Origin of the sequence: Bacillus sp. KICET-1, assembly GCF_027721405.1 — a bacterium.
GTDB classification, from domain to species: domain Bacteria; phylum Bacillota; class Bacilli; order Bacillales; family Bacillaceae; genus Bacillus; species Bacillus velezensis.
The window spans coordinates 4,029,053-4,052,371 of record NZ_CP113515.1 but is presented as its reverse complement, the minus strand read 5'-3'; the positions used below and the strand labels follow the sequence as shown (position 1 = coordinate 4,052,371).

24 protein-coding genes are annotated in these 23,319 nt (G+C 47.0%); 19 read left to right on the top strand and 5 right to left on the bottom strand.

Annotated features, from left to right (window positions below):
• From OVA33_RS20320 to OVA33_RS20305, 4 genes are read left to right on the top strand one after another with little or no spacing between them, the layout of a single operon-like run.
• A complete protein-coding gene (locus OVA33_RS20320; protein WP_025650314.1) occupies positions 1–378 on the top strand; it encodes a GntR family transcriptional regulator in 378 nt (125 codons plus the stop codon).
• Positions 368–1,084 (top strand): ATP-binding cassette domain-containing protein, encoded by a 717-nt coding sequence (locus OVA33_RS20315; protein ID WP_017417327.1) that lies wholly within the window; start codon positions 368–370, stop codon positions 1,082–1,084. The genes OVA33_RS20320 and OVA33_RS20315 overlap by 11 nt, the downstream gene beginning before the upstream one ends.
• Positions 1,085–2,002, top strand: a complete 918-nt coding sequence (locus tag OVA33_RS20310) for an ABC transporter ATP-binding protein (RefSeq protein ID WP_012117151.1) — start codon at positions 1,085–1,087, stop codon at positions 2,000–2,002.
• Positions 1,995–2,942: an ABC transporter permease gene (locus OVA33_RS20305; RefSeq protein WP_014417273.1), complete on the top strand. Its 948-nt coding sequence runs from the start codon at positions 1,995–1,997 to the stop codon at positions 2,940–2,942. Before OVA33_RS20310 ends, OVA33_RS20305 begins: the two co-directional genes overlap by 8 nt.
• A gap of 91 nt (positions 2,943–3,033) precedes the next feature.
• On the opposite strand, the gene cspB is transcribed toward OVA33_RS20305, so the two are convergent.
• The gene (gene cspB / locus OVA33_RS20300) at positions 3,034–3,234 is read right to left on the bottom strand and encodes a cold shock-like protein CspB (protein WP_003155376.1); all 201 of its coding nucleotides are present in this window, start codon (positions 3,232–3,234) and stop codon (positions 3,034–3,036) included.
• 382 nt (positions 3,235–3,616) lie between these two features.
• Between cspB and OVA33_RS20295 the strand changes: the two genes are divergently transcribed.
• On the top strand, positions 3,617–4,447 hold the full coding sequence (locus tag OVA33_RS20295; RefSeq protein ID WP_017417328.1) for a MetQ/NlpA family ABC transporter substrate-binding protein: 831 nt from the start codon (positions 3,617–3,619) through the stop codon (positions 4,445–4,447).
• A 16-nt stretch (positions 4,448–4,463) separates the two neighbouring features.
• Here OVA33_RS20295 and OVA33_RS20290 read toward each other — a convergent pair whose 3' ends face one another.
• On the bottom strand, positions 4,464–5,543 hold the full coding sequence (locus tag OVA33_RS20290; RefSeq protein ID WP_017417329.1) for a GGDEF domain-containing protein: 1,080 nt from the start codon (positions 5,541–5,543) through the stop codon (positions 4,464–4,466).
• A gap of 151 nt (positions 5,544–5,694) precedes the next feature.
• Between OVA33_RS20290 and OVA33_RS20285 the strand changes: the two genes are divergently transcribed.
• Entirely contained in the window at positions 5,695–7,086 is a 1,392-nt protein-coding gene (locus OVA33_RS20285) for an L-cystine transporter (RefSeq protein ID WP_017417330.1), read from the top strand.
• 99 nt (positions 7,087–7,185) lie between these two features.
• On the opposite strand, the gene OVA33_RS20280 is transcribed toward OVA33_RS20285, so the two are convergent.
• A complete protein-coding gene (locus tag OVA33_RS20280) occupies positions 7,186–7,758 on the bottom strand; it encodes a hypothetical protein (RefSeq protein WP_128974035.1) in 573 nt (190 codons plus the stop codon).
• Positions 7,759–7,902: 144 nt separating this feature from the next.
• On the opposite strand from OVA33_RS20280, the gene OVA33_RS20275 reads away from it, so the two are divergent.
• Positions 7,903–8,442 carry a YhcN/YlaJ family sporulation lipoprotein gene (locus tag OVA33_RS20275; RefSeq protein WP_003155362.1) on the top strand — a complete coding sequence of 180 codons (540 nt, stop codon included), beginning with the start codon at positions 7,903–7,905 and terminating at the stop codon, positions 8,440–8,442.
• 120 nt (positions 8,443–8,562) lie between these two features.
• Positions 8,563–9,465 (top strand): hypothetical protein, encoded by a 903-nt coding sequence (locus tag OVA33_RS20270; RefSeq protein WP_025649518.1) that lies wholly within the window; start codon positions 8,563–8,565, stop codon positions 9,463–9,465.
• Here the strand turns inward: OVA33_RS20270 and OVA33_RS20265 are convergent, their stop codons facing one another.
• Positions 9,466–10,131: a spore coat protein gene (locus OVA33_RS20265; protein ID WP_007610275.1), complete on the bottom strand. Its 666-nt coding sequence runs from the start codon at positions 10,129–10,131 to the stop codon at positions 9,466–9,468.
• A gap of 193 nt (positions 10,132–10,324) precedes the next feature.
• Between OVA33_RS20265 and OVA33_RS20260 the strand changes: the two genes are divergently transcribed.
• Together OVA33_RS20260 and OVA33_RS20255 are read left to right on the top strand one after the other, a co-directional pair.
• Positions 10,325–12,379 carry a bifunctional metallophosphatase/5'-nucleotidase gene (locus OVA33_RS20260; RefSeq protein ID WP_128974036.1) on the top strand — a complete coding sequence of 685 codons (2,055 nt, stop codon included), beginning with the start codon at positions 10,325–10,327 and terminating at the stop codon, positions 12,377–12,379.
• Positions 12,376–12,972: a class D sortase gene (locus tag OVA33_RS20255; RefSeq protein ID WP_065180681.1), complete on the top strand. Its 597-nt coding sequence runs from the start codon at positions 12,376–12,378 to the stop codon at positions 12,970–12,972. The genes OVA33_RS20260 and OVA33_RS20255 overlap by 4 nt, the downstream gene beginning before the upstream one ends.
• Here OVA33_RS20255 and OVA33_RS20250 read toward each other — a convergent pair.
• Positions 12,969–13,877, bottom strand: a complete 909-nt coding sequence (locus OVA33_RS20250) for an RluA family pseudouridine synthase (RefSeq protein WP_014417281.1) — start codon at positions 13,875–13,877, stop codon at positions 12,969–12,971. The two genes, OVA33_RS20255 and OVA33_RS20250, sit on opposite strands and share 4 nt — an antisense overlap.
• A 109-nt stretch (positions 13,878–13,986) precedes the next feature.
• On the opposite strand from OVA33_RS20250, the gene OVA33_RS20245 reads away from it, so the two are divergent.
• The 9 genes from OVA33_RS20245 to glpK all read left to right on the top strand — a co-directional run bounded on the left by OVA33_RS20245 (position 13,987) and on the right by glpK (position 23,267).
• Complete coding sequence (locus OVA33_RS20245) at positions 13,987–14,382, top strand: DUF5365 family protein (protein ID WP_007408448.1); 396 nt, start codon at positions 13,987–13,989, stop codon at positions 14,380–14,382.
• Between the two features lie 130 nt (positions 14,383–14,512).
• Positions 14,513–14,935: a CBS domain-containing protein gene (locus tag OVA33_RS20240; protein WP_007408449.1), complete on the top strand. Its 423-nt coding sequence runs from the start codon at positions 14,513–14,515 to the stop codon at positions 14,933–14,935.
• A gap of 127 nt (positions 14,936–15,062) precedes the next feature.
• Entirely contained in the window at positions 15,063–15,752 is a 690-nt protein-coding gene (locus OVA33_RS20235) for an HAD family hydrolase (protein WP_003155347.1), read from the top strand.
• Positions 15,745–17,283 (top strand): bifunctional GNAT family N-acetyltransferase/carbon-nitrogen hydrolase family protein, encoded by a 1,539-nt coding sequence (locus OVA33_RS20230; protein WP_007408451.1) that lies wholly within the window; start codon positions 15,745–15,747, stop codon positions 17,281–17,283. The genes OVA33_RS20235 and OVA33_RS20230 overlap by 8 nt, the downstream gene beginning before the upstream one ends.
• 116 nt (positions 17,284–17,399) lie before the next feature.
• Positions 17,400–18,550, top strand: a protein-coding gene (locus tag OVA33_RS20225; protein WP_099721935.1) for an IS3 family transposase whose coding sequence is annotated in 2 segments (ribosomal slippage) — positions 17,400–17,673 and positions 17,673–18,550 — 1,152 coding nt in all. Because the reading frame shifts where the segments join, the coding sequence is not laid out codon by codon here.
• A 265-nt stretch (positions 18,551–18,815) separates the two neighbouring features.
• Positions 18,816–20,168, top strand: coding sequence for an aspartate aminotransferase family protein (locus OVA33_RS20220; protein ID WP_128974037.1), 1,353 nt, complete (start codon positions 18,816–18,818; stop codon positions 20,166–20,168).
• Positions 20,169–20,184: 16 nt separating this feature from the next.
• Positions 20,185–20,760, top strand: a complete 576-nt coding sequence (locus OVA33_RS20215; RefSeq protein ID WP_007610287.1) for a glycerol-3-phosphate responsive antiterminator — start codon at positions 20,185–20,187, stop codon at positions 20,758–20,760.
• A gap of 172 nt (positions 20,761–20,932) precedes the next feature.
• Positions 20,933–21,760: an MIP/aquaporin family protein gene (locus OVA33_RS20210; protein WP_128974038.1), complete on the top strand. Its 828-nt coding sequence runs from the start codon at positions 20,933–20,935 to the stop codon at positions 21,758–21,760.
• A gap of 16 nt (positions 21,761–21,776) precedes the next feature.
• Positions 21,777–23,267: a glycerol kinase GlpK gene (gene glpK, locus OVA33_RS20205; RefSeq protein WP_128974039.1), complete on the top strand. Its 1,491-nt coding sequence runs from the start codon at positions 21,777–21,779 to the stop codon at positions 23,265–23,267.
• The last annotated feature ends 52 nt before the right edge of the window (positions 23,268–23,319 follow it).

Sequence of the window (23,319 nt, the reverse complement as noted above, 5' to 3'; positions counted from 1 at the left end):
ATGGAGAATGAATTTCAGTCATCCAAGCCGATTTATCTGCAGATTGCCGATCGTGTATATTACCGGCTGATCCGAAGTGAGCTTTCACCGGGGGACAAACTGCCGTCCGTAAGGGAGATGGCCGTACAGATGAAAGTGAATCCGAACACGATACAAAGAACGTACAGTGAAATGGAAAGGCTGGGGATCGTGGAGACGAGAAGAGGACAGGGAACCTTTATAGCGGAAAGATCCGATCTGAAAGCAGAGCTGAAAGACAGGCTGACAAAAGACGTTTTCAAACGCTTTATTCAGGAAATGGCGGAGCTGGGGTTATCTCCTGAGGAAATGCTCGACGGGATCAAACAATATGCGGAGGAAGCAAACGATGAATCTTGATTTTGAACGCGTAACAAAAAAATACGGCCGCAGGCTCGCGGTCAGCGATGTATCATTTTCATTGTCTCCGGGTAAAATCTACGGAATTTTAGGGCCGAACGGAAGCGGGAAATCAACAACGCTTAAAATGCTTGCCGGGCTTGCGTTCCCGACATCGGGCGCCGTCCGGATCGGAGACTGCGCAGTAAGCAGGAACATGCTGTTTCGTACGGCTTATTTAACCGAACATGATATGTTTTCCGCCCGGACGACCGTCGGTGATATGCTCACATTTTATCATTCGCAATTCCCGGATTTTCAGCTGGAAAAAGCACATAACCTATTAACGGAAATGAATCTTTCAGCGAAGCAGAAGATAAAAGAGCTCTCCAAAGGCAGCCGGGGCAGGCTGAAAATCGTCTTGGCCCTGTCGAGAAAAGCATCCGTCATTCTGCTGGATGAGCCGTTTTCAGGTCTTGATCCGGCGGTCAGGGAATCGATTGTCAACAGTCTCGTATCTTATATTGATTTTGACAGTCAGATCGTCGTCATCGCCACGCATGAGATCGGCGAGATTGAGACGCTGTTAGACGAAGTGATGGTTTTCATAAAAGGGAAAATCGCTGAACGGCGCGAGGTCGAAGAAATTCGGGAACAGGAAGGAATGTCCGTGCTGCAATGGTACAGAAGCGTCATGCAGGCGCACGAAATAGAAGGGGGATTCTAATTGGAAACGGTATTAGAACTGCAACAGGTAAAGAAAACGATAAAAGGACGAACGATTATTCATGATCTGAGCTTCTCCGTCCGGGCGGGCGAAGTGTTTGGATTTTTAGGGCCGAACGGAGCGGGGAAAACCACTACGATCAGAATGATGGTCGGATTAATGAAACTGTCTCAGGGAGACATCGTAATCTGCGGGGAATCCATTACGAAAAACTATGCAAAAGCGGTCAGGCACGTCGGAGCCATCGTGGAAAACCCGGAGCTGTACAAATTCCTGAGCGGCTATAAAAATTTACAGCAGTACGCAAGGATGGTAAAAGGCGTTACGAAAGAAAAAATAGATGAGGTCATCGAGCTCGTCGGGTTGCAGGACAGAATACATGACAAAGTAAAAACCTACTCTCTCGGAATGAGACAGCGTCTCGGCCTCGCCCAAAGCCTGCTGCATAATCCTAAGGTGCTGATTCTGGATGAACCGACAAACGGCCTTGATCCCGCGGGCATCAGGGAAATCAGGGACCATCTGAAAAAGCTGACACGTGAAAAAGGAATGGCTGTCATCGTCTCTAGCCATCTGCTGTCAGAAATGGAGTTAATGTGCGACCGAATCGGCATTCTGCAAAAAGGGGAGCTTGTCGATATTCAAAAAGTAAGGGATGAAGGAAAAGAGGATAAAGATACATACTTCTTCCATATTGAACAAAGAGAAGAGGCTCTTGCCGTTCTGAGTCAGTTTGATTGTGTGAAGAAGACAAACGGCATTGAGATCAAGCTGTCAAAACAGGAAGTGCCTGATGTGATATCACTGCTCGTCCGTGAAAACATCCGCTTATATGAAGTGAAAATCATGACAAAATCTTTGGAAGACCGTTTCTTGGAGATTACCGGCGGGACGAAAGAGGAGGTCCAATATGTTTAAGCTGATCTATAATGAATGGATAAAAATTTTCAGCCGCGTCGGCACGTGGGCTATGATTGTAATTTTAGGCGTTTCGATGATCGGTTTTGCGCTTCTGTCAAACCATTTCACCTCGAACGAAGCCAATCCGAATTGGAAACAGGAGCTCCAAGCTGAAAACAAAGAAATGAAACAGCAGATGAAGGAAACCGGAAACCAGACGCTCATTGATAACCTGAAACAGAATGTCGCGATAAATCAATACCGTATGGATCATAACATCCCCGAGGATACAGGGTACACAGTGTGGTCATACGTAGCTGATTCTTCGATGATGACTGTTTTGACCGGGCTGTTTACGATTATCATTGCCGCAGGCATCGTGGCGAATGAGTTCAACTGGGGGACGATCAAGCTGCTGGCTATCCGTCCGCTCAGCCGTTTTCAGATTTTGCTATCTAAATATATGACGGTGCTGCTGTTCGGACTGCTGATGCTTGTGATTTTATTTGCCGGCTCCGCTCTGTTGGGATTGGTCTTTTTCGGTACAGGCGGAGATACTGCGGCTGATGTTCATCTCGTATACAAAGACGGCCATGTTTTTGAGCAAAATATCATCGCTTTCCTCGCTAAAACATATGTCTATGAATCTGTCTCCGCTTTTATGCTTGCGACGATGGCGTTTATGCTGTCTGCGGTATTCCGGAACAGCTCATTAGCGGTCGGATTTTCTATTTTTCTATTGGTTATGGGGAACACGGCGACGGTATTTCTTGCTGCGAAATTTGAATGGACCAAATATATTTTATTTGCGAACACAGATTTGTCGCAATATATGAACGGGACTCCTTTAGTAGAGGGGATGACGATGACATTTTCGGTTGTGATGCTTGTGATTTACTTCGTTATTTTTCTGGCGCTCGCATTCGGCGTCTTCTTAAAACGCGATATTGCCACCTGATATAAAAAAGCTGTTTTGCCTTTGCAAAACAGCTTTTCGTTTTAGATGAAAAAAAACCTGCCGGCGTACACCGGCAGGTTTTTTAAACAATTTATGCTTTTGTTACGTTAGCAGCTTGTGGTCCGCGGTTTCCTTCAACGATTTCGAAAGAAACAGATTGGCCTTCTTCTAAAGTTTTGAAGCCTTCGCCTTGAATAGCAGAGAAGTGAACGAATACATCGTCTTGACCTTCTACTTCGATGAATCCGAATCCTTTTTCAGAGTTGAACCATTTTACTTTACCTTCTAACATGAAATTTCCTCCTAAAGCGACATAACGCTTAAATTCACTATTCTTGCTCTAAAACAAACTTCCAAGACGAAAACTCTTACAAAACTTTCTTCTTAAAGATAGTTCGAACAAAAATAATTACCTTTACTCTACCAGTAATTCGAAGAAAAAACAACTGCTAAATGTAACTTTTTTCGAAATAACATGTTTTAAGAGGAGAACGCTCTGATACGGAAATCTGATTTGAGACTAGAACAGCCCATTTTCAGCTGATAAAAACCGCTTTGCAGCCTCTTAAGGAAGCAATTGACAACCCTTTTTTTAATCGGTATTGTATGTAATCATGAGCCCGAATACCATGGTGCCGCCTCTGTACATAAAAATAGATAGGGAGTAGGTCAACTTGAACCTGCGGCTTATAAACAGTCTGTTTCTTTTCATTTTGATCATGTTACTTACTTCATGCCATTATCCTGACGGGAACCGGACAATTACTATCGGAATCAATGAATCTGATCAATCGATCTGGGAGTTTGTCGCGAAAAAAGCCGGTGAGGAAGGTTTGCAGCTTTCTTTGGTAACGTTTTCGGATTATGCCGAGGCCGATTTGGCGCTTGCCGGCGGGGATCTCGACGCCAATGCGTTTCAATCCGTTTCTTATTTTCAATCTTTGCCGCCTCATGTGAAAAAGAAGCTGGCTCCTTTAGGAACGACATATGCGGTATCGCTGGGGGTGTATTCCAAGCAGCATAAACGGCTGAAGGATATACCGGACGGAGCGGTCATTGCCGTGCCTGATGAAGCGGCGGCCTTCGGCAGGGCGCTTTTTCTCATGCAGGAGGCCGGACTGATGACATTGAAAAAGGGATTCACCGGTACGGGTTCAACTGATATGATCAAGGACAACCCGAAGCATCTGACCTTAAAAACGGAAACAAAAAAGAACGCATATCAGGCGGCGGAACATGCTGACGCAGCAGTTCTCAGTCAAAGCGAGGCGAAAAGAGCAGGATTTCATGCGGAGAGGGACGCGCTGATCCGATCGGCGCAAATGAAGGAAGCGTATATTCATCTGATCGCCGTCAGAGCTGAGGATAAAGATGATGAACGGATGCAAAAACTCCTGTCTTTGTATCAATCAGATGATACCGCGGCGTTTATTGAAAAAGAATATGAGGGCAGCCTGATTCCTGTTTTCCTGAGGGGCGGCTTTCTCACTGAAAAGAAAGAATGATTTCCGCTTCGGGCGATCATTCTTTTTTTTCAGTGCTGCACACTTGATTGCGCCCTGATGTTTTCGCTTTGTACAGCATCCGGTCTGCGATCAGGGGCAATGTCTGAGGATCCGATGTATTTGTCGGATAATGCGCGATGCCGAGGGAAACGGTCACGGGAATTGTATCTCCGCTCGTCAGCAGAATCGGGTTCGCGTCAATCGTGTGCCTGATTTCCTCTGCGAGGTGAAGCCCTTTCGTATACGTGCAATTGGGCATAAGCACGGCAAATTCTTCCCCGCCGATGCGGGCTGACGGATCAGAACTGCTGAGTAAGAACCTCAGGCGCGCCCCCAGTTCCTTCAGCACTTGATCCCCTTCATAATGGCCGTATTGATCATTGATCTGCTTAAAGTGATCAATATCCAAATAAATAAGCGCGAGCTGAGACGAGGGGGATTGAGACGCCCGATCGTACAGAACGCGCGAGACTTCCTCGAATTTTCTCTTATTAAAAATCCCCGTCAGAAAATCATAATTCGCTTGAAACTTGTATTGCTTGAACAAAAGGCGGGCATCGGCTTCGTGTTTAATAATATACAGCGACAGCATTCCGCCCAAGACGGAAATGAGCCAATAATAAAAGAGGGCCCCGGCAGGCTGTTCGGGCATAAGAAACAGCAGCGTCAGGGTGAAAATAACATTTGAAAAAAGCAGCATAACGAACGCCATTTTGTGATCCGGCTTTTTTCCTCTGAGGACGGCCGCAGAAAGTATCGCAATAACCCCGACGGCGGCGATGGAAAAAATGGCGCTGGCATTGAAATTGATCAGGATACGGCCTGCGACGATAATCGCAAAGGCGGCTGCCGTAGACACCCAGCCTCCGTAAAGAGCGGCGATGATAATGGGGATATTTCTGAGATCAATGATGGAATCGGAGTAAGAAAAGCCGAAAGCAATCAGAAAAACCCCTAAAAGCCCGCAGACCGTCCCCTTCAGTAATTGAAAGATCAGGCGGTCTTCTTTATACGAAAGCGACTCTTTAAAAAGAAGGGTGAAGAGATAATTAAATGTAATTAAAATCGTTAAATTAAGAAACAGTTCCTTCAGCATAACAATCACCCTTATATAAGTTACTAGAGAAAGGGTGGAAAGAAAAGAGAAAAGTCTATAAAAATACATATTTTGTCAATTCTTACTTGACCGATCGGAATTCATATAATATAGTGTTAAAGGATAATGAGCAAGGGAGTGTTTACCTGTTTTGGAGAATTTATTTATAGTCTTACATGTTTTCATTATGCTTTTGCTTATAGCAGGTCTGTTTGTCATGCAAAAGAAACACGTTTCCTTTTCTAAACGTGTCTTTACCGCGCTCGGACTAGGCATTGTATTCGGTTTTGCACTGCAATTGATTTACGGGCCGGCTTCACATATCGTGACACAAACGGCCGATTGGTTTAATATTGCCGGCGGCGGTTATGTCAAATTGCTTCAGATGATCGTCATGCCGCTAGTCTTTATTTCTATTCTAGGCGCATTTACGAAGCTGAAACTGACCCATAACATCGGGAAAATCAGCGGACTGATCATCGGAATTTTGATCGCTACGACAGCAATTGCTGCGGCAGTCGGAATTGCTTCGGCGCTTTCCTTTGATCTGAAAGCCGTTCATATCGACCAGGGAAGCACCGAGTTATCAAGAGGCCAGGAGCTGCAGCAAAAATCTGAGGATATGACGGCCAAAACGCTGCCTCAGCAAATCGTTGAGCTTCTGCCGGGAAATCCGTTTCTTGATTTCACGGGGGCCAGACCGACTTCCACCATCGGAGTCGTTATTTTCGCCGCTTTCCTCGGCATCGCTTTTCTGGGCGTGAAACGGAAGCAGCCGGAGCACGCTGCGACTTTCAGCGGAATTGTCGATGCGGTATACGCGATTATTATGCGCGTCGTGACATTGATTTTAAGACTGACGCCTTACGGGGTATTGGCGATTATGACAAAGACGATCGCGACAAGCGACATCGACAGCATTGCGAAACTGGGGATGTTTGTGATCGCTTCATACGCCGCGCTTATCGTCATGTTTATCATTCACTTGCTGCTGATTACGTTCAGCGGTTTAAATCCGATCACATACGTGAAAAAAGCATTTCCTGTCATGGTGTTTGCGTTTACGTCCCGATCAAGCGCAGGGGCTTTGCCGCTTAATATTAAAACGCAAAAAAGCATGGGCGTCCCGGAAGGAATTGCGAACTTCGCCGGTTCATTCGGCTTATCGATCGGTCAAAACGGCTGTGCCGGCATTTACCCGGCGATGCTCGCGATGATGATTGCGCCGACAGTGGGGCAAAACCCGTTTGAACCGGGATTTATCATTTCCGTCATCGCCATCGTGGCAATCAGTTCATTCGGTGTAGCAGGCGTGGGAGGCGGCGCGACATTTGCGGCTCTGCTCGTCCTATCCGCTTTGAACATGCCTGTCGCGCTTGCCGGGCTGCTCATTTCAATTGAGCCGTTAATTGACATGGGGCGCACCGCCTTAAATGTCAGCGGCAGTATGACCGCAGGGCTGTTAACAAGTAAAATGACGAAGGAAACCGATACCGCGGTGTATAATGATTCCTCAATCGTCATTGAAGCTGAAGAAGCTTAAAAGCAGATCGATGGTTCATTCTCTTATAGAAAAATAATAGATAGAGCGCTAAAACGAAAAATCCTTCATCGTTGAACGAATGAAGGATTTTTTCGTTTTCTAATGATTTCCGGGTTCAATTTCTTCCAGCATATTCATCACGGTGCTGTCATTTAAAACATTTACCGCGCTTTCTTCGAAGTGAATCGGCTCGGTATAGTGAGGCTTCGGCGAAGTTTCTTTACTGCGGTCTGCCTGTCCGTCCGTATGGGATGAGCCGGAGTGATTGCGGGAAGTCTGCTCATGCTGCCTTCCGCCGGAATCCCCGCCGAACGCCTGTTTGATCAGCTCGGCAGGCTGCAATGAGCCGTTTTGTGAATGCCGGGCTTTGTCCGTGTGCTGCTGTCCGCCGGAATCCCCGCCGAACGCCTGTTTGATCAGCTCAGCAGGCTGCATGGAGCCGTTTTGTGAATGCCGGGCTTTGTCTGTGTGCTGCTGTCCGCCGGATTCCCCGCCGAACGCCTGTTGAATCAGGTCAGCAGGCTGCATGGAGTGTGTACCATCTTTATGCTGCATTCGGCCTGAAACCATTCCGGAGATTTTCCGGCGGATTTCGGGTGATAAAGCTGCAATCAGAATCGATGATCCGATCAGCAGCGCTGTCGGGCTGACGCCGCTTTTTTTTCTGAACAAGTTAAATCCCTCCTCATTCAATTGATTACGCTTACCTTTCCCTTTCCTTCTGATATTTATCCAAACCGCTCAGAATGCAAACGGCGTGCATAAATCCCGCCGAATAGAAAAACCTATACGTAAAGTGAGAAAGGAGGAATTCACATGATAAAAAAGCAAGCAGTTATCTCTGCCCTTCTTCTGCCGATGCTGATTACCGCAGGGTGCAGTATGGGGAACCAGGGGGAAGGAAAACGAAATGACAACCGCACCCAGAATGTAAATTACCGCAACACGCCTAACGACGGTGCGACAAATATGAATACAGTGAACCGTCATAACCAAAACACCGATCACAATGACAATCGTAACCTGAGAGTGGCTGATAAAGCCGCTGACAAGGTGACTGATTTAAAAGAAGTTAAAAATGCGACTGTGATCGTTGCCGGAAACAGCGCATATGTTGCCGTTGTTCTGACAAACGGGCAAAAAGGCGCCATCGCCAACCATTTAAAAAATAAAATTACCGATAAGGTGAAATCAGCCGATAAACATGTCCGGACTGTATATGTATCAGCGAACCCGGACTTCGTTGAACGTATGCAAGGCTACGGAAAACGAATCCAAAACGGACATCCTGTATCCGGTCTGTTTGATGAATTCGGTCAAATGGTGCAGCGTGTATTCCCAAACCCCAATAAATAAATGAATGGAAAAGCCGCATTTGATGCGGCTTTTTTATTTTATCTGCCGTCACGACCCAGCGCTCCTGAGCATAAAGTAAAGAATGAGATGAAAATTAAAGGATCGGGGAGGGGAGCTTGTTTGCGTGACGGCATGGGGAAACGGGCGGCATTCACTCTGATCCTGTGCGGAGTCCTTGTCATATTGGCTGTCAGTTCAGCCGTTTCAGTAAGTATGATGTACGTCCTGTCAGGCCAAAACAGCCGCTCTGTTCCGACGAAGGAACAAGTGACTGAACACATGAATAAAGAAATTTACAAACATACAGCGATTTACTATACGGCGGATGAAAAGCCGCTCTTGGATCTGACCAAGCTTACGCTGGACCACGCAAAGCGTATCAATCAAATCATTGTCGGCTATAAAGGTGCAGCGCCACTTGAACTCATTTTTTTTTCAGATGAAGCTGAAATGGAGCAATATTCAGGATTGAAAAATGTAGTCGGTTTTTATTCAGAACAGGAGCAGATGATGGGGCTTTTGCCTGAAGAGAAAAAACAGCTTTTGAAAAAAGATGAGCTGGCCGTTTTCATGTATAAGCAATTGATTATACATGAATATACACACTACGCGTTTCATCAAAAAACGCGGCAATTGGGGACGGATACGTCTGTATTTCCGCTTTGGTTTCATGAGGGGCTGAGCGAGTGGGTCGCGCATTATGATGTAGTCATTGATCCGATTGCATTTTCCGTCGTGCCGTTTGATCAATTAACGACCGACCGAAAATGGCAGAAATCGCGTATGGAATATGAAACAGATGTCTATTTGCAAAGCTTCTATATGATAAAGGACTTAACCGAAACATTCGGAGAAGGCATTATCTTAACCATTATCAACAAAACCGCCGAAACACAGGATTTTGAAAAAGGCTTTGAAGCGGCTACGAAAGAAAGCCTGAAACGATTTGAACATGATTTCACAAAAGCATATGAAAAAAAGAAAACGGCATTGGAGAGTCAGGTTTCCAACGCCGTTTTTTAATCAATGGAGGTTTTGCTGCTGCTGTCCCATTTGTCCTTTAATCGGAGGCATTTGCGGCTGTCCCTGCGCCGGCGCAAATGAATTCAGCATGGTCTGCATATCTTGTGCATTGAGCTGAGGAACCTGATAATAACCGTGTTTGTTTTGGTATAAGAAGATTTCAAACGCCATTTCGACATATTGCTGAATTTGGGCGGAAAGCACTCTTCTTGTGACGGGATTGGTCATTTCAAGCGAGCTCATCGTCAAGAGAGAAGCTTGAGCTTTAATCAGGCCGAGCATATGGCCGCTGATCCCGAGATCTTTGACATCATTTAATGATTGATTCGGTTTTTTCGGCTGAGTCGGTTTTATACCGTAGACGGCCTGGTTCTGTTCCTTCATCATATATGTCGACGTTTCCTGAGAAGGCTTTTGGCCGGTTTTAAAGCATTCTGCCGTCAGATTATAGAGTCCGAGAATGAATTGATACTGGCGGTCAAGGATGTCGGCCAGCTGCTGATCCTGTATAAACTGTCTGAGCATCATAAATTGATCCAAAACGCCGACTGTTCCGGCCAGCACTTCATGCATATCGAAAAGCTCATGTCCTCCGTGATTCACTTGCGGTGAACCCGGGATCCCCTGATTTACTGGCGGCTGCTGCTGATTCTGCTGCTGTTCCACTGGTTGTTTTCCTCCTTCATGTCAAATCATCATTAAGATGTGAAAAAAGCCGATCTGTTATACATCAAGACCTATTTCGTTACGTGGGGATTATTTACTATTTTGCGCCAGCGAATACAATCTTTACAAAAAAGTGATGTGATTTTTAAGAAAATAAGCTAACGTATTTCTTAGAAGACAGGGGGGGAAATGAATGAAGAAAAAAAGGGGTATGCGTCTTTCGTGCTGTTTGCTGACGGTTTGTTTTATGATGTTCAGCGTGAAAGATGCGGAAGCAATCGGACAAGCCGGATCACTGAATGAAGCCGGCACGGATAAAGCGTATAAAGAACAGCAGACTGAAGACTCCGGCCGTGTCCCGCTCAGAATCATCAGCATGAATGATCTGCACGGAAAAATTGATCAGCAATATGAGCTTGACCTTAACGGAGACGGTAAACCGGATGGCACTTTCGGGCGGATGGACTACGCCGCCGCGTACATTAAAAAGGCGAAAGCCGAGAAAGAACACGCCTTTGTCGTGCATGCGGGCGATATGATCGGGGGCAGCTCTCCCGTGTCAGCCCTTTTTCAGGATGAACCGACAGTAGAATTGATGGAAGACATCGGTTTTGATGTCGGAACTGTCGGCAATCACGAATTCGATGAAGGAACGGATGAGCTTAAACGGATCATCAATGGAGGAGATCATCCGGACGGTAAGGGGACAAGCGGTTATGACGGCCAAAATTTCCCGCTCGTCTGCGCAAACTGTAAACTGAAGTCAGGGGAGTCCTTTCTGCCGCCGTATGAAATCAAATACGTTTCCGGAATTCCGGTCGCATTTATCGGGGTTGTAACCAGATCGGCGGCAGGCATGGTCATCCCGGACGGAATTAAAAATATTACGTTTACGGATGAGGTAAAGGCCGTCAATGACGCCGCCGCTGACTTGAAGAAAAAAGGAATTAAAGCAATCGCCGTACTCGCCCATATGTCTGCTGAACAAAATGGCTCAGCCATCACTGGAGAATCCGCAAAGCTTGCAAGCGGAACAGACTCAGAGATTGATGTGATTTTCGCCGCGCACAATCATAAAGTCGTAAACGGAGAAATCAACGGCAAGCTGATCGTGCAGGCATTTGAATACGGAAAAGCAATCGGAATCGCCGATCTTGAACTTGATAAAGAGTCGAAGGATATCGTGAAAAAGTCAGCGGAAATCCAATATATCGATCAAAGTAAAATCAAGCCTGACCCGGCTGCGGCAGGCATATTAAGCAAATATGAAGAGAAAGTGAAACCGATTATCAGCGAAACGGTCGGGGAAGCGGCCCATGATATAACGGGCGGGTATTCAAATGACGGCGACACGGCGCTCGGAAATCTGATTGCCGACGGTATGAAAGCGAAGATGAAATCCGATTTTGCGCTTATGAATGGGGGAGGCATCCGGGACGGCATAAAAAAAGGGCCGATCACATGGGGAGACCTTTATAATGTACAGCCGTTCGGCAATGTGCTGACGAAGCTTGAAATCAAAGGAAAAGATTTGCGGGAGATCATCAACGCGCAAATTTCTCCGGTGTACGGACCGGATTACAGCATCAGCGGATTTATCTATACATGGAACCCGGAAACCGGACAAGCGGTTGATATGAAAATGGCGGACGGGACAGACATACAGCCCGAAAAAGGATATACAGTAACAGTCAATCAATTTATGGCGACGGCAGCGGGGGCAAAATACGGTCCGATCGGGAAACTCGGCAAGAATCCGGTGACGGGGCCTGAGGATTTAGAAGCGACAGCAGACTATGTCAAAAGCTTTTCCGCACCGATTTCTTATCAAACCGATGGCCGCATCCGCACGGCATCAGCAGGCGAAACACCTGATGACACCGGCAATCAGCCGGGAAGCGGGGAAACACCGGGCGGCACCAGGCCTGATAAAGGAGAAAAACCTCAAGCGGAAAAACCCGCTAAAAAACCGGATGCAGCAGAACAGCCTGATCAAACCAAAAAACCTAAACGTCCTGTCGTAAAAGAAACAGCATCTGATACAGTGCAGTCAATTCCCGAATCCCGTCCGGCGTCTGCCGCAAATTCGGAACAGAGCACAAAACAGACTGAAAGCGGCACACAAAAAGGCCGCCCATTGCCTGATACTTCAGCGGGCAGCCATCAGACGGCATTGGCCGGCCTGATGATCACGGGTGCCGGCGTATATTGGCTTTTCAGAAAGAAAAGGGGAACCCGCACACGATGAACAAACTGAAACATATTCCGCTTCTCGTCATCATCGCCGGTATCATCATCACATGTTACGGAAGCTGGAAGATCATTGATTCACATATGAAAACGAACCAATCGCTTGAAGAAGCAAAACAAGCAACAGAACCTGTCTTGGAAAAGAACGAAACAAAAAGCGCTGTGCTGACACAGCGCAAAAAAGAATTTCACCCCGAAACGGGTGAGGCAAGCGGCATTTTAGAAATTCCTGAAATCGACGCTGAGCTCCCGATCGTCGAAGGGACTGACGCAGATGATTTAGCAAAAGGCGTCGGACATTATAAGGACAGCTATTATCCGGGCGATCACGGCCAAATTGTGTTATCCGGCCACAGGGACACGGTGTTCCGCCGGACCGGCGAACTGAAAAAAGGAGACAGACTGAACGTGATTTTGTCTTACGGCACGTTTTCTTATAAAATCAGCCGTACAAAAATCGTCAGCCGGAATGATACATCTGTCATCACCCTTCAGCACATGCGGGAGGAACTGATCCTGACCACTTGCTATCCGTTTTCTTACATTGGAAATGCGCCGAAACGATATATTATATATGCCGACCCGGTTTAAGAAAAATACGTTTCGGTAAAATGAGCCAGATCAGCCGGCATCGGCGCCTCGGCAACGATTTCTTCTCCTGAGATCGGATGGACGACACTGACTTTTTTGGCGTGAAGCGCCTGCCTGTGAAACAGCGTCCTGCTTCCGCCGTACAGGTCATCGCCCGCCAACGGATGGCCGATGCTTGCCATATGCACCCTGATTTGATGTGTTCTCCCGGTTTCCAGTTCAAGCTCTGCCAATGTAAGCTGCGCACCGGGATGATAGCCTTTCACTTTGTAATGGGTGACGGCGGCTTGTCCGCCGGGTGAGACGCGCCGTCTGACGGAATGTGACCTGTCGCGGCCGATCGGCGAGTCAACCGTGCCTTTTTTCGGCGTGATTTTTCCTTCCGCCGCGGCGATATAGGTGCGTTTTAATGTTTTGGTTTCGAGCTGACGGTCAAGGATTGCATGGGCCAGGCGGTGTTTCGCGAAAACGACCGCGCCTGACGTGTCACGGTCAAGACGGTGAACGTGGCGCACTTTCGCCTGCTCGCCGTTGATTTGAAAATGGTAAGCGATCAGGTTGCTGAGGGTGCCGGTCTGACCCTCTTCATTTGGATGAGTCGGCATTCCCGCCGGCTTATTTGCAATCAGCATATGATTGTCCTCAAATAAAATGTCCGGCTCTCCGTATTCCGGAGTCACCGAAGAACCCGTTTTTTCCTGAAGATCAATGAATAAGCGATCTCCGGTTTTCAGTATGATGTTGTTTTTCGGTGATGTCCGATTCACCTGAATGCTTTCTTGGTTCATCCATTCCGTAATTACGGGTTTTGACGCCTGGAATTCAGATTTCAGGACTGAAAACAGCCATTGTCCGGCGTGCTTTTCCGTAATCAGGAGTTCCAGACCGCGGTCATTTTGTTTCATATCATAAAGCTCCTTTTCAAGCGGAAAGCGGCTGTTTCAATAGGAAACACTTACCTTAGCTTTCGCGTTTTTTTCTATGCTATTCTTGATAAAGATTAAGGATATTCACATGGCAAGAAAGGTGATTGATGTGAGAATTGTGAACGCAGCGACTGACGGACAAGAAAGCGCGATTCAAGAGCTTTCCTCTGAATTGTTTCAAAATGTCTTTCCTCTTTATTTCTCCGAACTGGAAATTCAGCGCTTTAAAAAAAGGGGCGTATTATCATTACAAAACCAACGTTACCAAGGAACTTTAAAAGAAGCGTTTCAAATTATGGCTTGTCTGCAAACGGTACATATCATGCTGTCAAAGCCGCACCCGGTATATGACGTCAAAGAGCGGGCGCTGTTTGATAAAAATTGCGCTTTGCTGAATGAATGCGGAATGAATTTTCCCTTTACCTATGATGATTTCGAGACAGGGGCCGGATCAGAAGCCTGCGGTCACAGAAGGCTGATCTGACGGGTATAAAGAGCCTTTTAACAGGCTCTTTTTTGCTTCCTTGACATGATACCACAATTTCTTTCCTCTAACTCCCTTTATAATGAGACAACTCCCCGAGCATAATAAATGTCGAAAGGGGTGCTTTACAATGAGTTCAATCAAACAATCAATGACTACCCACGTGGCTACCGTTTCTCCCAATCAAACGATTCAGGAAGCGGCTGCGCTGATGCACCAGCATAATGTCGGAGCAATTCCCGTCGTTGACGGAGGGGAATTAAAAGGAATGCTGACAGACCGTGATATCGCATTGAGAACAACGGCTCAAGGCCGCGACGGCCAAACACCTGTTTCACACGTGATGTCTTCTGCAGTTGTATCCGGAAACCCGGAAATGAGTCTTGAAGAGGCGTCACATCTGATGGCCCAACACCAAATCCGCCGCCTTCCCATTGTCGATCAAAATCATCTGGTCGGGATCGTTGCGCTTGGAGACTTAGCGGTCGATCAGCGTTCAAATGAGTCTGCGGGAGCAGCTCTTTCCAATATTTCCAGTCAAAACACACAGTAACGGATGAAGAGAGCTTGCACTCATGCAGGCTCTTCTTTCCGTCAGAATGTTACATTTTGAACGCGAAAGAAATTCACGGTATAGTGTATACATAGGTCAGTACGTTTAGCTAAAGGAGCTGTAACCATTGATAAAAGCATTAATCTTTGATTTTGACGGGTTAATTTTAGATACAGAAACCCATGAATATGAAGTGCTGCAGGAAATGTTTGAAGAACACGGTTCAACATTGCCTTTATCCGTCTGGGGAAAGGTGATCGGAACGGCCGCGGGTTTTAAGCCGTTCGCATATTTAGAGGAGCAGCTGGGAAGAAAGCTCGATCATGATGAACTGACGGCGATCAGGCGCGGGCGCTTCGAACAGCGGATGAAGACGGAAACGGCGCGTCCCGGGGTGGAGGCTTATTTAGCCGCGGCAAAAGAATTAGGATTGAAAGTGGGGCTCGCGTCCAGCTCAGATTTTAAATGGGTATCGGGCCATCTGAAGGAATTAGGCCTGTTTGATGAATTTGAAGTGATTCAGACGGCTGACGACGTAGAAGAAGTGAAGCCGAATCCGGAGCTCTATCTGAAAGCTGCGGAACATTTAGGCGTTGAACCATCTGAATGTCTGGCCTTTGAGGATTCGGTCAACGGCTCAATCGCAGCCAAACGTGCCGGAATGAAATGTGTCATCGTCCCGAATAAGGTAACAAGCGCCCTGTTATTTGAAGAATACGATCACAGACTGGAATCGATGGCGGAAATGGAACTTGAATTACTCTTACAGCGATTGAACGATCAAAACGAACCGGCAGGGGGAAGCAGCATTGTCTGAGAAACTTGATCTGACCCGTTTTGAAAAGAAAATGGTCATACGGAATATGGAAGAGAAAGATATCAACAAAATAATTGAGCTGCAAAAGGATTGTTTTCCGGGGATGGAGCCGTGGGAGCCTGAGCATTTAATCAGCCATCTCGCGCACTTTCCGGAAGGTCAGTTTTGCGCCGAGTATGAAGGGGAAATTATCGGTTCATGCTCAAGCCTGATCATCAATTTCGATGAATATGATGACCGCCACACGTGGCAGGACATTACAGACGATGGTTATATCACGAACCACAACCCGGACGGATTGAATCTGTACGGGATTGAGGTAATGGTTCACCCGGAATACAGACGGATGAAAATCGGACACCGGCTGTATGAGGCGAGAAAAGACTTGGCGAGACGATTGAATCTGAAAAGCATCATTATCGGCGGGCGGATTCCGAATTATCATAAGTATGCGGAAGAAATGACGGCGAGAGCCTATGTCGAACAGGTGACGCGCCATCAGATTTATGATCCGGTGCTTTCTTTCCAGCTGATGAACGGATTTACGCTCATGCGGATCAATCCGAATTATCTCCCGGATGACACCGCGTCCATTAAATATGCGACATTAATGCAATGGAACAATGTCGATTACCTGCCGCAGTCGAAGCGCTATTACAAATCGGCATTTCCGGTGCGCATCTGCGTCATTCAATATGAAATGAAAAAGATTTACTCCTTCGAGGAATTTGCCAATCAGGTTGAATATTATGTCGATGTGGCTTCCGATGCGAGATCTGATTTCGCGGTGTTCCCGGAGATTTTCACGACGCAGCTCATGTCATTTCTCGAGGAGCGTTCGCCGAGTCTGGCCATTCAGAGGATTACCGAATATACCGAGGACTATATCAGCCTCTTTACAGATCTCGCGGTGAAATATAATGTCAACATCATCGGCGGCTCCCACTTCGTTGAAGAAGAGGGGAAAATTTATAACATCGCCTACTTATTCAGACGTGACGGCACGATTGAAAAACAATATAAGCTTCACATTACGCCGAATGAGCGGAAATGGTGGGGCATCAGCGCCGGAGACAGGGTGCGCGTATTTGATACGGACTGCGGAAAGATCGCCATTCAGATCTGTTACGATATCGAATTTCCGGAGCTTGCGAGAATTGCCGCGGATCAAGGAGCGAAAATTATCTTTACGCCATTCTGCACTGAAGACCGCCAAGGCTACTTGCGCGTAAGGTACTGCTCTCAGGCGAGAGCGGTTGAAAACCAAATTTACACCGTCATCTCAGGTACGGTCGGAAACCTGCCGCAAACAGAAAATATGGATATTCAATACGCGCAGTCAGCCATTTTTGCTCCGTCGGATTTTGAATTTGCCAGAGACGGAATCGTCGGTGAAACGAATCCGAATATCGAAATGGTCGTGATCGGGGACGTGGACCTTGAAATCTTAAGAAGGCAGCGTGAAAACGGAACCGTGCGCCAGCTGAAAGACCGGCGCAAAGACATTTACCGGATTACGCATCTTAAATAAAAAACGCCCGCTCCGCTTAAGGGGACTGACCCCATAAGATGAGACAAACAAAAAACACCTTCAAGTTTGAAAACGGATGATTGTTAGCCGAAATTAGACTTGGAGGTGTTTTTTCTATGGGGACAAGAGTGAGTTATCCGGTTGAAGTGAAACAGAAGGCTGTAGAAATGAGATTGGCAGGCGTGCCTATGAAAGAGATCATGCAGGAATTGAATATTAAGAATAAGACACAGGTTCAGACATGGGTTAGATGGCATAAGACTGGGGATACACATCGATTCGAACAGCCTGTCGGAAAGCAATACACTTACGGAAAAGGCCCGGAGTATTCTTCCGAATTAGAGAAACTGCAGGCAGAAAATCGTTATCTGAGACAACAGAATGAAGTTTTAAAAAAGTGCAACGAATTGGAAAGGAAGCTGATAGCGAAACGCCAGTCGAGCTTGTAGAAGCATTGCGCGGCACAATGACCATACAGGATATCTGTATTCATTTAGGTATCTCACGAGCATCTTATTATCGTTGGAAGAAGAATCTGATGAAAGATAACCCTAAATACCATTTAGAAAAACAAATCGGCACGTTGTGCCGAGAACACAAGTTTCGATATGGCTATCGGAAAATCACAGCCATATTAAAAAAGGGAATGCGTGTGAATCATAAAACGGTTCAGCGCATTATGCAGAAGAATCAGTGGCAATGCCGGGTTAAGGTGAAAAAGCGCAAGAAAGATGGGCAGCCATATGCCGTGGCCGAGAATATATTGGATCGAAACTTTCAGTCTGAACGCCCTCTGGAAAAGCTAGTAACGGATATCACATATTTGCCTTATGGGCAGAAACAATTGTATCTTTCCAGTATATTGGATTTATACAATGGAGAAGTGATTGCTTTTACAATTGGCGATAGACAGGACACAGACTTTGTCTTACACACACTTGATCAGCTGCCCGCACTGCCAGAGAACTGCGTGTTACATAGTGACCAAGGTTCTGTTTATACATCTTATGAGTATCAGAAAGCTGTTAAAACAAAAGGCATTACCATGAGCATGTCCCGCAAAGGGACGCCCGCTGATAATGCCTCCATCGAATCGTTTCATTCCTCACTAAAGTCTGAAACGTTCTATCTTAACAGCATTGATCGAACTACGACGACCATCGTAGAACGCACTGCCATAGAATACATTCATTATTATAACAATATTCGTATTCAAACGAAACTAAACAGCCAATCGCCGATACAATATCGGCAATTGGCTGTATGAAGGTGTTTTGATCCCTGTCTCAAAAACAGGGGTCAGTCCCTAAGGGGCGGGTTTTTTTATAAAAACACTTGCGCCGGCCCCGGTTTCGGGATATGCTCTTGTAGCTCTTTCGCTTTCTGGGAGAAAGCGTTTTTTTAATTGCCGCCGCTTTATTGACTCGCCCATGCCGCGCCTTTATATTCTTATTAAGAGGAAAACTTCACCAAGAGAATCGGCGTCAGAAGCCGGGCAGCTTTCGATACAGTGCAATGATATTGAAAGGGAGATGAGCGGTGTGGAACATGTACAAAAAAATCAGTCACTCAAACAAAAGGATAAAGAGCTGATTTGGCACGCGATGAAAGGGGCGGAGCCGGATGACAGCATAATCGTTCAAAAAGGGGAAGGCGCCTGGGTTACGGACATTGACGGCAGACGGTATTTGGACGGCATGTCAGGCCTGTGGTGCGTCAATATCGGATACGGGAGAAAGGAGCTTGCCGATGCGGCTTACAGCCAATTGAAGGAGCTTCCTTATTATCCGCTGACCCAAAGCCATCAACCCGCGATTGAGCTTGCGGAAAAACTGAATGAATGGCTCGGCGGCGATTATGTGATCTTCTTTTCCAACAGCGGATCGGAAGCAAATGAAACCGCGTTCAAAATTGCCCGCCAATACCACATTGAAAACGGCGATCACAGCCGCTTCAAATTCATCTCCCGGTACAGAGGCTATCACGGCAATACGATGGGGGCGCTCGCCGCTACCGGCCAGGCGCAGAGAAAATATAAATATGAGCCGCTCTCACAAGGGTTTTTGCATGCGGCGCCGCCTGATCTTTATCGGAATCCCGGAGATGCCGTCACATTGGAAAGCGCGCATGACATCGACCGGATCATGACGTGGGAATTAAGCGAAACGATTGCCGGCGTTATTATGGAACCGATTATTACTGGCGGAGGGATACTGATGCCCCCGGACGGGTATATGGCAAAGGTAGAGGACATTTGCCGCCGCCACGGCGCGCTTCTGATCAGTGATGAAGTCATTTGCGGTTTCGGCCGCACGGGAGAGCCGTTCGGATTTCAGCATTACGGCGTTTCACCGGACATCGTCACAATGGCAAAAGGCATTACGAGCGCTTACCTGCCGCTGTCGGCAACGGCAGTAAAACGGGAGATTTTTGAGGCGTATTCGGGCGGTGAGCCGTACGGCCGCTTCCGGCACGTGAATACATTCGGAGGCAATCCGGCAGCCTGCGTCCTGGCTTTGAAAAACCTGCAATTGATGGAGGACGAAAATCTGATCGCCCGCTCCCGTGAGCTTGGAGAAAGGCTGCTCCGTGAGCTTGAGCCGCTCAGAGAACATCCGGCGGTCGGAGATGTACGGGGCAAGGGCCTTCTTGCCGGCATTGAGCTCGTCAAGGACAAAGTCACGAAGGAGCCCGCTGATGCCGCCCTTGTGCAGCACGTCATCACCGCGTGCAGAGAAAAAGGCCTGCTTGTCGGGAAAAATGGCGATACTGTAGCGGGATATAATAATGTCATTCAGCTGTCTCCGCCTTTTTGCCTGTCGGACGAGGAGCTCTCTTTCATCATTTCGACCGTCAAGGAAAGCGTGCTGAGCATTGATTTTTAATGTAAAGGAGTAAAACATGAGTTTTCACAACCAGCAGATTCTACCGGCAATCCGGAACATGAAGCAATTCGATGCATTTTTAGAAAGTCCGTTCTTATACGGCGTCATTTTAGATATCCACCTCGGTCAATTAAAAGGTGTCGTGAATGAAGCAAAAAAACACGGAAAACTTCTGATGGTTCACGTCGATTTAATTCACGGCATTAAGCATGACGAATACGGTGCGGAGTTTATTTGTCAGGATATCCGGCCCGCGGGCATCATTTCGACGAGATCATCAGTCATCGTCAAAGCGAAACAAAAGAAAATATACGCGATCCAGCGTCTGTTTCTCTTGGATACGAGCGCCATGGAGAAAAGCATGGAATTCGTCGGAAAGCATAAGCCTGACTTTATCGAGGTTCTCCCGGGCATCGTTCCGACTTTAATTAGAGAAATTAAAGAAATGACGGGGATTCCGATTTTTGCCGGCGGCTTTATCCGCACGGAGCAGGACGTTGAAAACGCCTTGCAGGCAGGAGCCACGGCCGTGACGACTTCAGACACCGAACTATGGGCTAAATATGAACATTCTATGACAAAAAAAGATTGACACCGCTTACACCCATTGTTACAATAGACCTAGGTTAATACTATGTGATGGAGATCCGGAGACCCACAACAGCTCTTTACGGAAGCAATAAAGCGTAAAGCGGTTTGTTGTGGGTTTTTTATTCTCTATAACTCTGTCAAACCTGCTATTTTGTCATTTAGGAGGAATGATGATGACAGCATTTTGGGGAGAAGTAATCGGTACAATGCTGCTTGTTATTTTCGGCGGCGGCGTTTGTGCGGGAGTCAATTTAAAGAAATCGCTTTCATACCAATCCGGATGGATTGTTATTGTATTCGGCTGGGGATTGGGAGTAGCCATGGCGGCATATGCCGTCGGCAGCATCAGCGGCGCCCACTTGAATCCGGCTTTAACGATAGGCCTTGCGCTTGAAGGCAGCTTTCCTTGGAAAGAGGTCCCTGTTTATATTGCGGGGCAGATGATCGGAGCAATGATCGGTGCGGTTGTTGTGTACCTTCATTATCTGCCGCATTGGAAGGCGACGGATGATCCGGCCGCTAAACTGGGCGTTTTCTCGACCGACCCGAGTATTCCTCATACATTTGGGAATATGATAAGTGAAGTCATTGGTACGTTTGTGCTTGTGCTCGGCATTTTGGCAATCGGAGCGAATGAATTTACAAAAGGGCTGAACCCGCTGATTGTCGGATTCCTCATTGTTGCCATCGGGATTTCTCTTGGAGGGACGACCGGATATGCGATCAACCCTGCGCGGGATTTGGGGCCGAGAATCGCTCACGCCTTTCTGCCGATTCCGAAAAAAGGGCCGTCAAATTGGAAATATGCCTGGATTCCCGTAGTCGGTCCGATCATGGGCGGTGCGTTCGGCGGCGTATTTTACAATGCTGCGTTTAAAGGAAATGTGACACCTAGCTTTTGGTTTGTAAGCGTTATAATAGTTGTAGTGCTTTTCATACTCTATATTTATACCAATAAATCTCAATCACGGAAAATATTATCAAATTCTGAATATATTTAAAAAGGAGAGCGGCATCATGGAGACCTATATTTTATCAATTGACCAAGGCACAACAAGTTCAAGAGCGATTCTTTTTAATAAAGAAGGAAAAATCGTGCATTCCGCTCAAAAGGAATTCACACAGCATTTCCCTCAGCCGGGCTGGGTGGAGCACAATGCGAACGAAATCTGGGGATCGGTGCTCGCCGTTATCGCGACTGTGATCTCCGAGTCCGGAATCAGCGCTGATCAAATTGCCGGCATCGGCATCACGAACCAAAGGGAAACGACGGTCGTATGGGATAAAGATACCGGAAAGCCGGTATACAATGCGATTGTGTGGCAATCGAGACAAACATCCGGCATTTGCGAAGAGCTTCGTGAAAAAGGATATAATGATACATTCAGAGAAAAAACGGGACTTTTGATCGACCCTTATTTCTCAGGAACGAAAGTCAAATGGATTCTTGACAATGTAGAAGGCGCGCGGGAAAAAGCGGAAAACGGAAATCTTCTGTTCGGAACGATTGATTCATGGCTCATCTGGAAAATGTCCGGAGGGGCGGCGCACGTAACGGATTATTCCAACGCTTCAAGAACGCTGATGTTTAAGATCCATGAATTAAAATGGGATGACGAGCTGCTTGATATTTTAGGCGTGCCGAAATCAATGCTGCCGGAAGTGAAACCGTCTTCTCATGTGTACGCGAAAACGGTTGATTATCATTTCTTCGGTAAAAACATTCCGATTGCGGGAGCGGCGGGAGACCAGCAGTCAGCGCTGTTCGGCCAGGCGTGCTTTGAAGAAGGCATGGGGAAAAACACATACGGCACAGGCTGCTTTATGCTGATGAATACCGGAGAAAAAGCCATCACTTCTGATCACGGCCTCCTGACGACAATCGCCTGGGGATTAGACGGAAAAGTCGAGTATGCGCTGGAAGGAAGCATCTTTGTCGCAGGTTCTGCCATCCAATGGCTGAGAGACGGCATGCGGATGTTCCAGGATTCAAAAGAAAGCGAGACATACGCAGAGCGTGTGGATTCCGCTGACGGTGTTTATGTCGTGCCCGCTTTCGTCGGATTAGGCACACCGTACTGGGACAGTGACGTGCGCGGCTCAGTTTTCGGCCTGACACGCGGAACGACGAAGGAGCATTTTATCCGGGCTACGCTTGAATCTCTCGCTTATCAGGCGAAAGATGTACTTGATGCCATGGAGGCTGATTCAGGCATCTCTTTAAAAACATTGCGTGTAGACGGCGGAGCGGTAAAAAATAACTTCCTCATGCAGTTCCAAAGTGACTTGCTTGATGTGCCGGTCGAACGTCCGGAAATTAATGAAACGACGGCGCTCGGTGCCGCGTATTTGGCCGGAATCGCTGTCGGATACTGGAAGGACAGCACTGAAATCGCCGATCAATGGAACCTTGATAAGCAATTCAAACCGGAAATGGAAGATGAAAAACGCGATGAATTGTACGGCGGATGGAAAAAAGCAGTAAATGCAGCTATGGCTTTTAAATAAGATAAAAATGTGGTATACTGAAAACAAGTTAATAGGAACGGTCCTGAGATGA

Bases quoted from the DNA above. Each gene is read 5' to 3' on its own strand.
- OVA33_RS20320 (WP_025650314.1), top strand. From the start codon at position 1: ATGGAGAATGAATTTCAGTCATCCAAGCCGATTTATCTGCAGATTGCC.
- OVA33_RS20315 (WP_017417327.1), top strand. From the start codon at position 368: ATGAATCTTGATTTTGAACGCGTAACAAAAAAATACGGCCGCAGGCTC.
- OVA33_RS20305 (WP_014417273.1), top strand. From the start codon at position 1,995: ATGTTTAAGCTGATCTATAATGAATGGATAAAAATTTTCAGCCGCGTC.
- cspB (WP_003155376.1), bottom strand. From the start codon at position 3,234: ATGTTAGAAGGTAAAGTAAAATGGTTCAACTCTGAAAAAGGATTCGGA.
- OVA33_RS20290 (WP_017417329.1), bottom strand. From the start codon at position 5,543: ATGCTGAAGGAACTGTTTCTTAATTTAACGATTTTAATTACATTTAAT.
- OVA33_RS20275 (WP_003155362.1), top strand. From the start codon at position 7,903: ATGATAAAAAAGCAAGCAGTTATCTCTGCCCTTCTTCTGCCGATGCTG.
- OVA33_RS20260 (WP_128974036.1), top strand. From the start codon at position 10,325: ATGAAGAAAAAAAGGGGTATGCGTCTTTCGTGCTGTTTGCTGACGGTT.
- OVA33_RS20255 (WP_065180681.1), top strand. From the start codon at position 12,376: ATGAACAAACTGAAACATATTCCGCTTCTCGTCATCATCGCCGGTATC.
- OVA33_RS20250 (WP_014417281.1), bottom strand. From the start codon at position 13,877: ATGAAACAAAATGACCGCGGTCTGGAACTCCTGATTACGGAAAAGCAC.
- OVA33_RS20245 (WP_007408448.1), top strand. From the start codon at position 13,987: ATGGCAAGAAAGGTGATTGATGTGAGAATTGTGAACGCAGCGACTGAC.
- OVA33_RS20240 (WP_007408449.1), top strand. From the start codon at position 14,513: ATGAGTTCAATCAAACAATCAATGACTACCCACGTGGCTACCGTTTCT.
- OVA33_RS20220 (WP_128974037.1), top strand. From the start codon at position 18,816: ATGAGCGGTGTGGAACATGTACAAAAAAATCAGTCACTCAAACAAAAG.
- OVA33_RS20215 (WP_007610287.1), top strand. From the start codon at position 20,185: ATGAGTTTTCACAACCAGCAGATTCTACCGGCAATCCGGAACATGAAG.
- OVA33_RS20210 (WP_128974038.1), top strand. From the start codon at position 20,933: ATGACAGCATTTTGGGGAGAAGTAATCGGTACAATGCTGCTTGTTATT.
- glpK (WP_128974039.1), top strand. From the start codon at position 21,777: ATGGAGACCTATATTTTATCAATTGACCAAGGCACAACAAGTTCAAGA.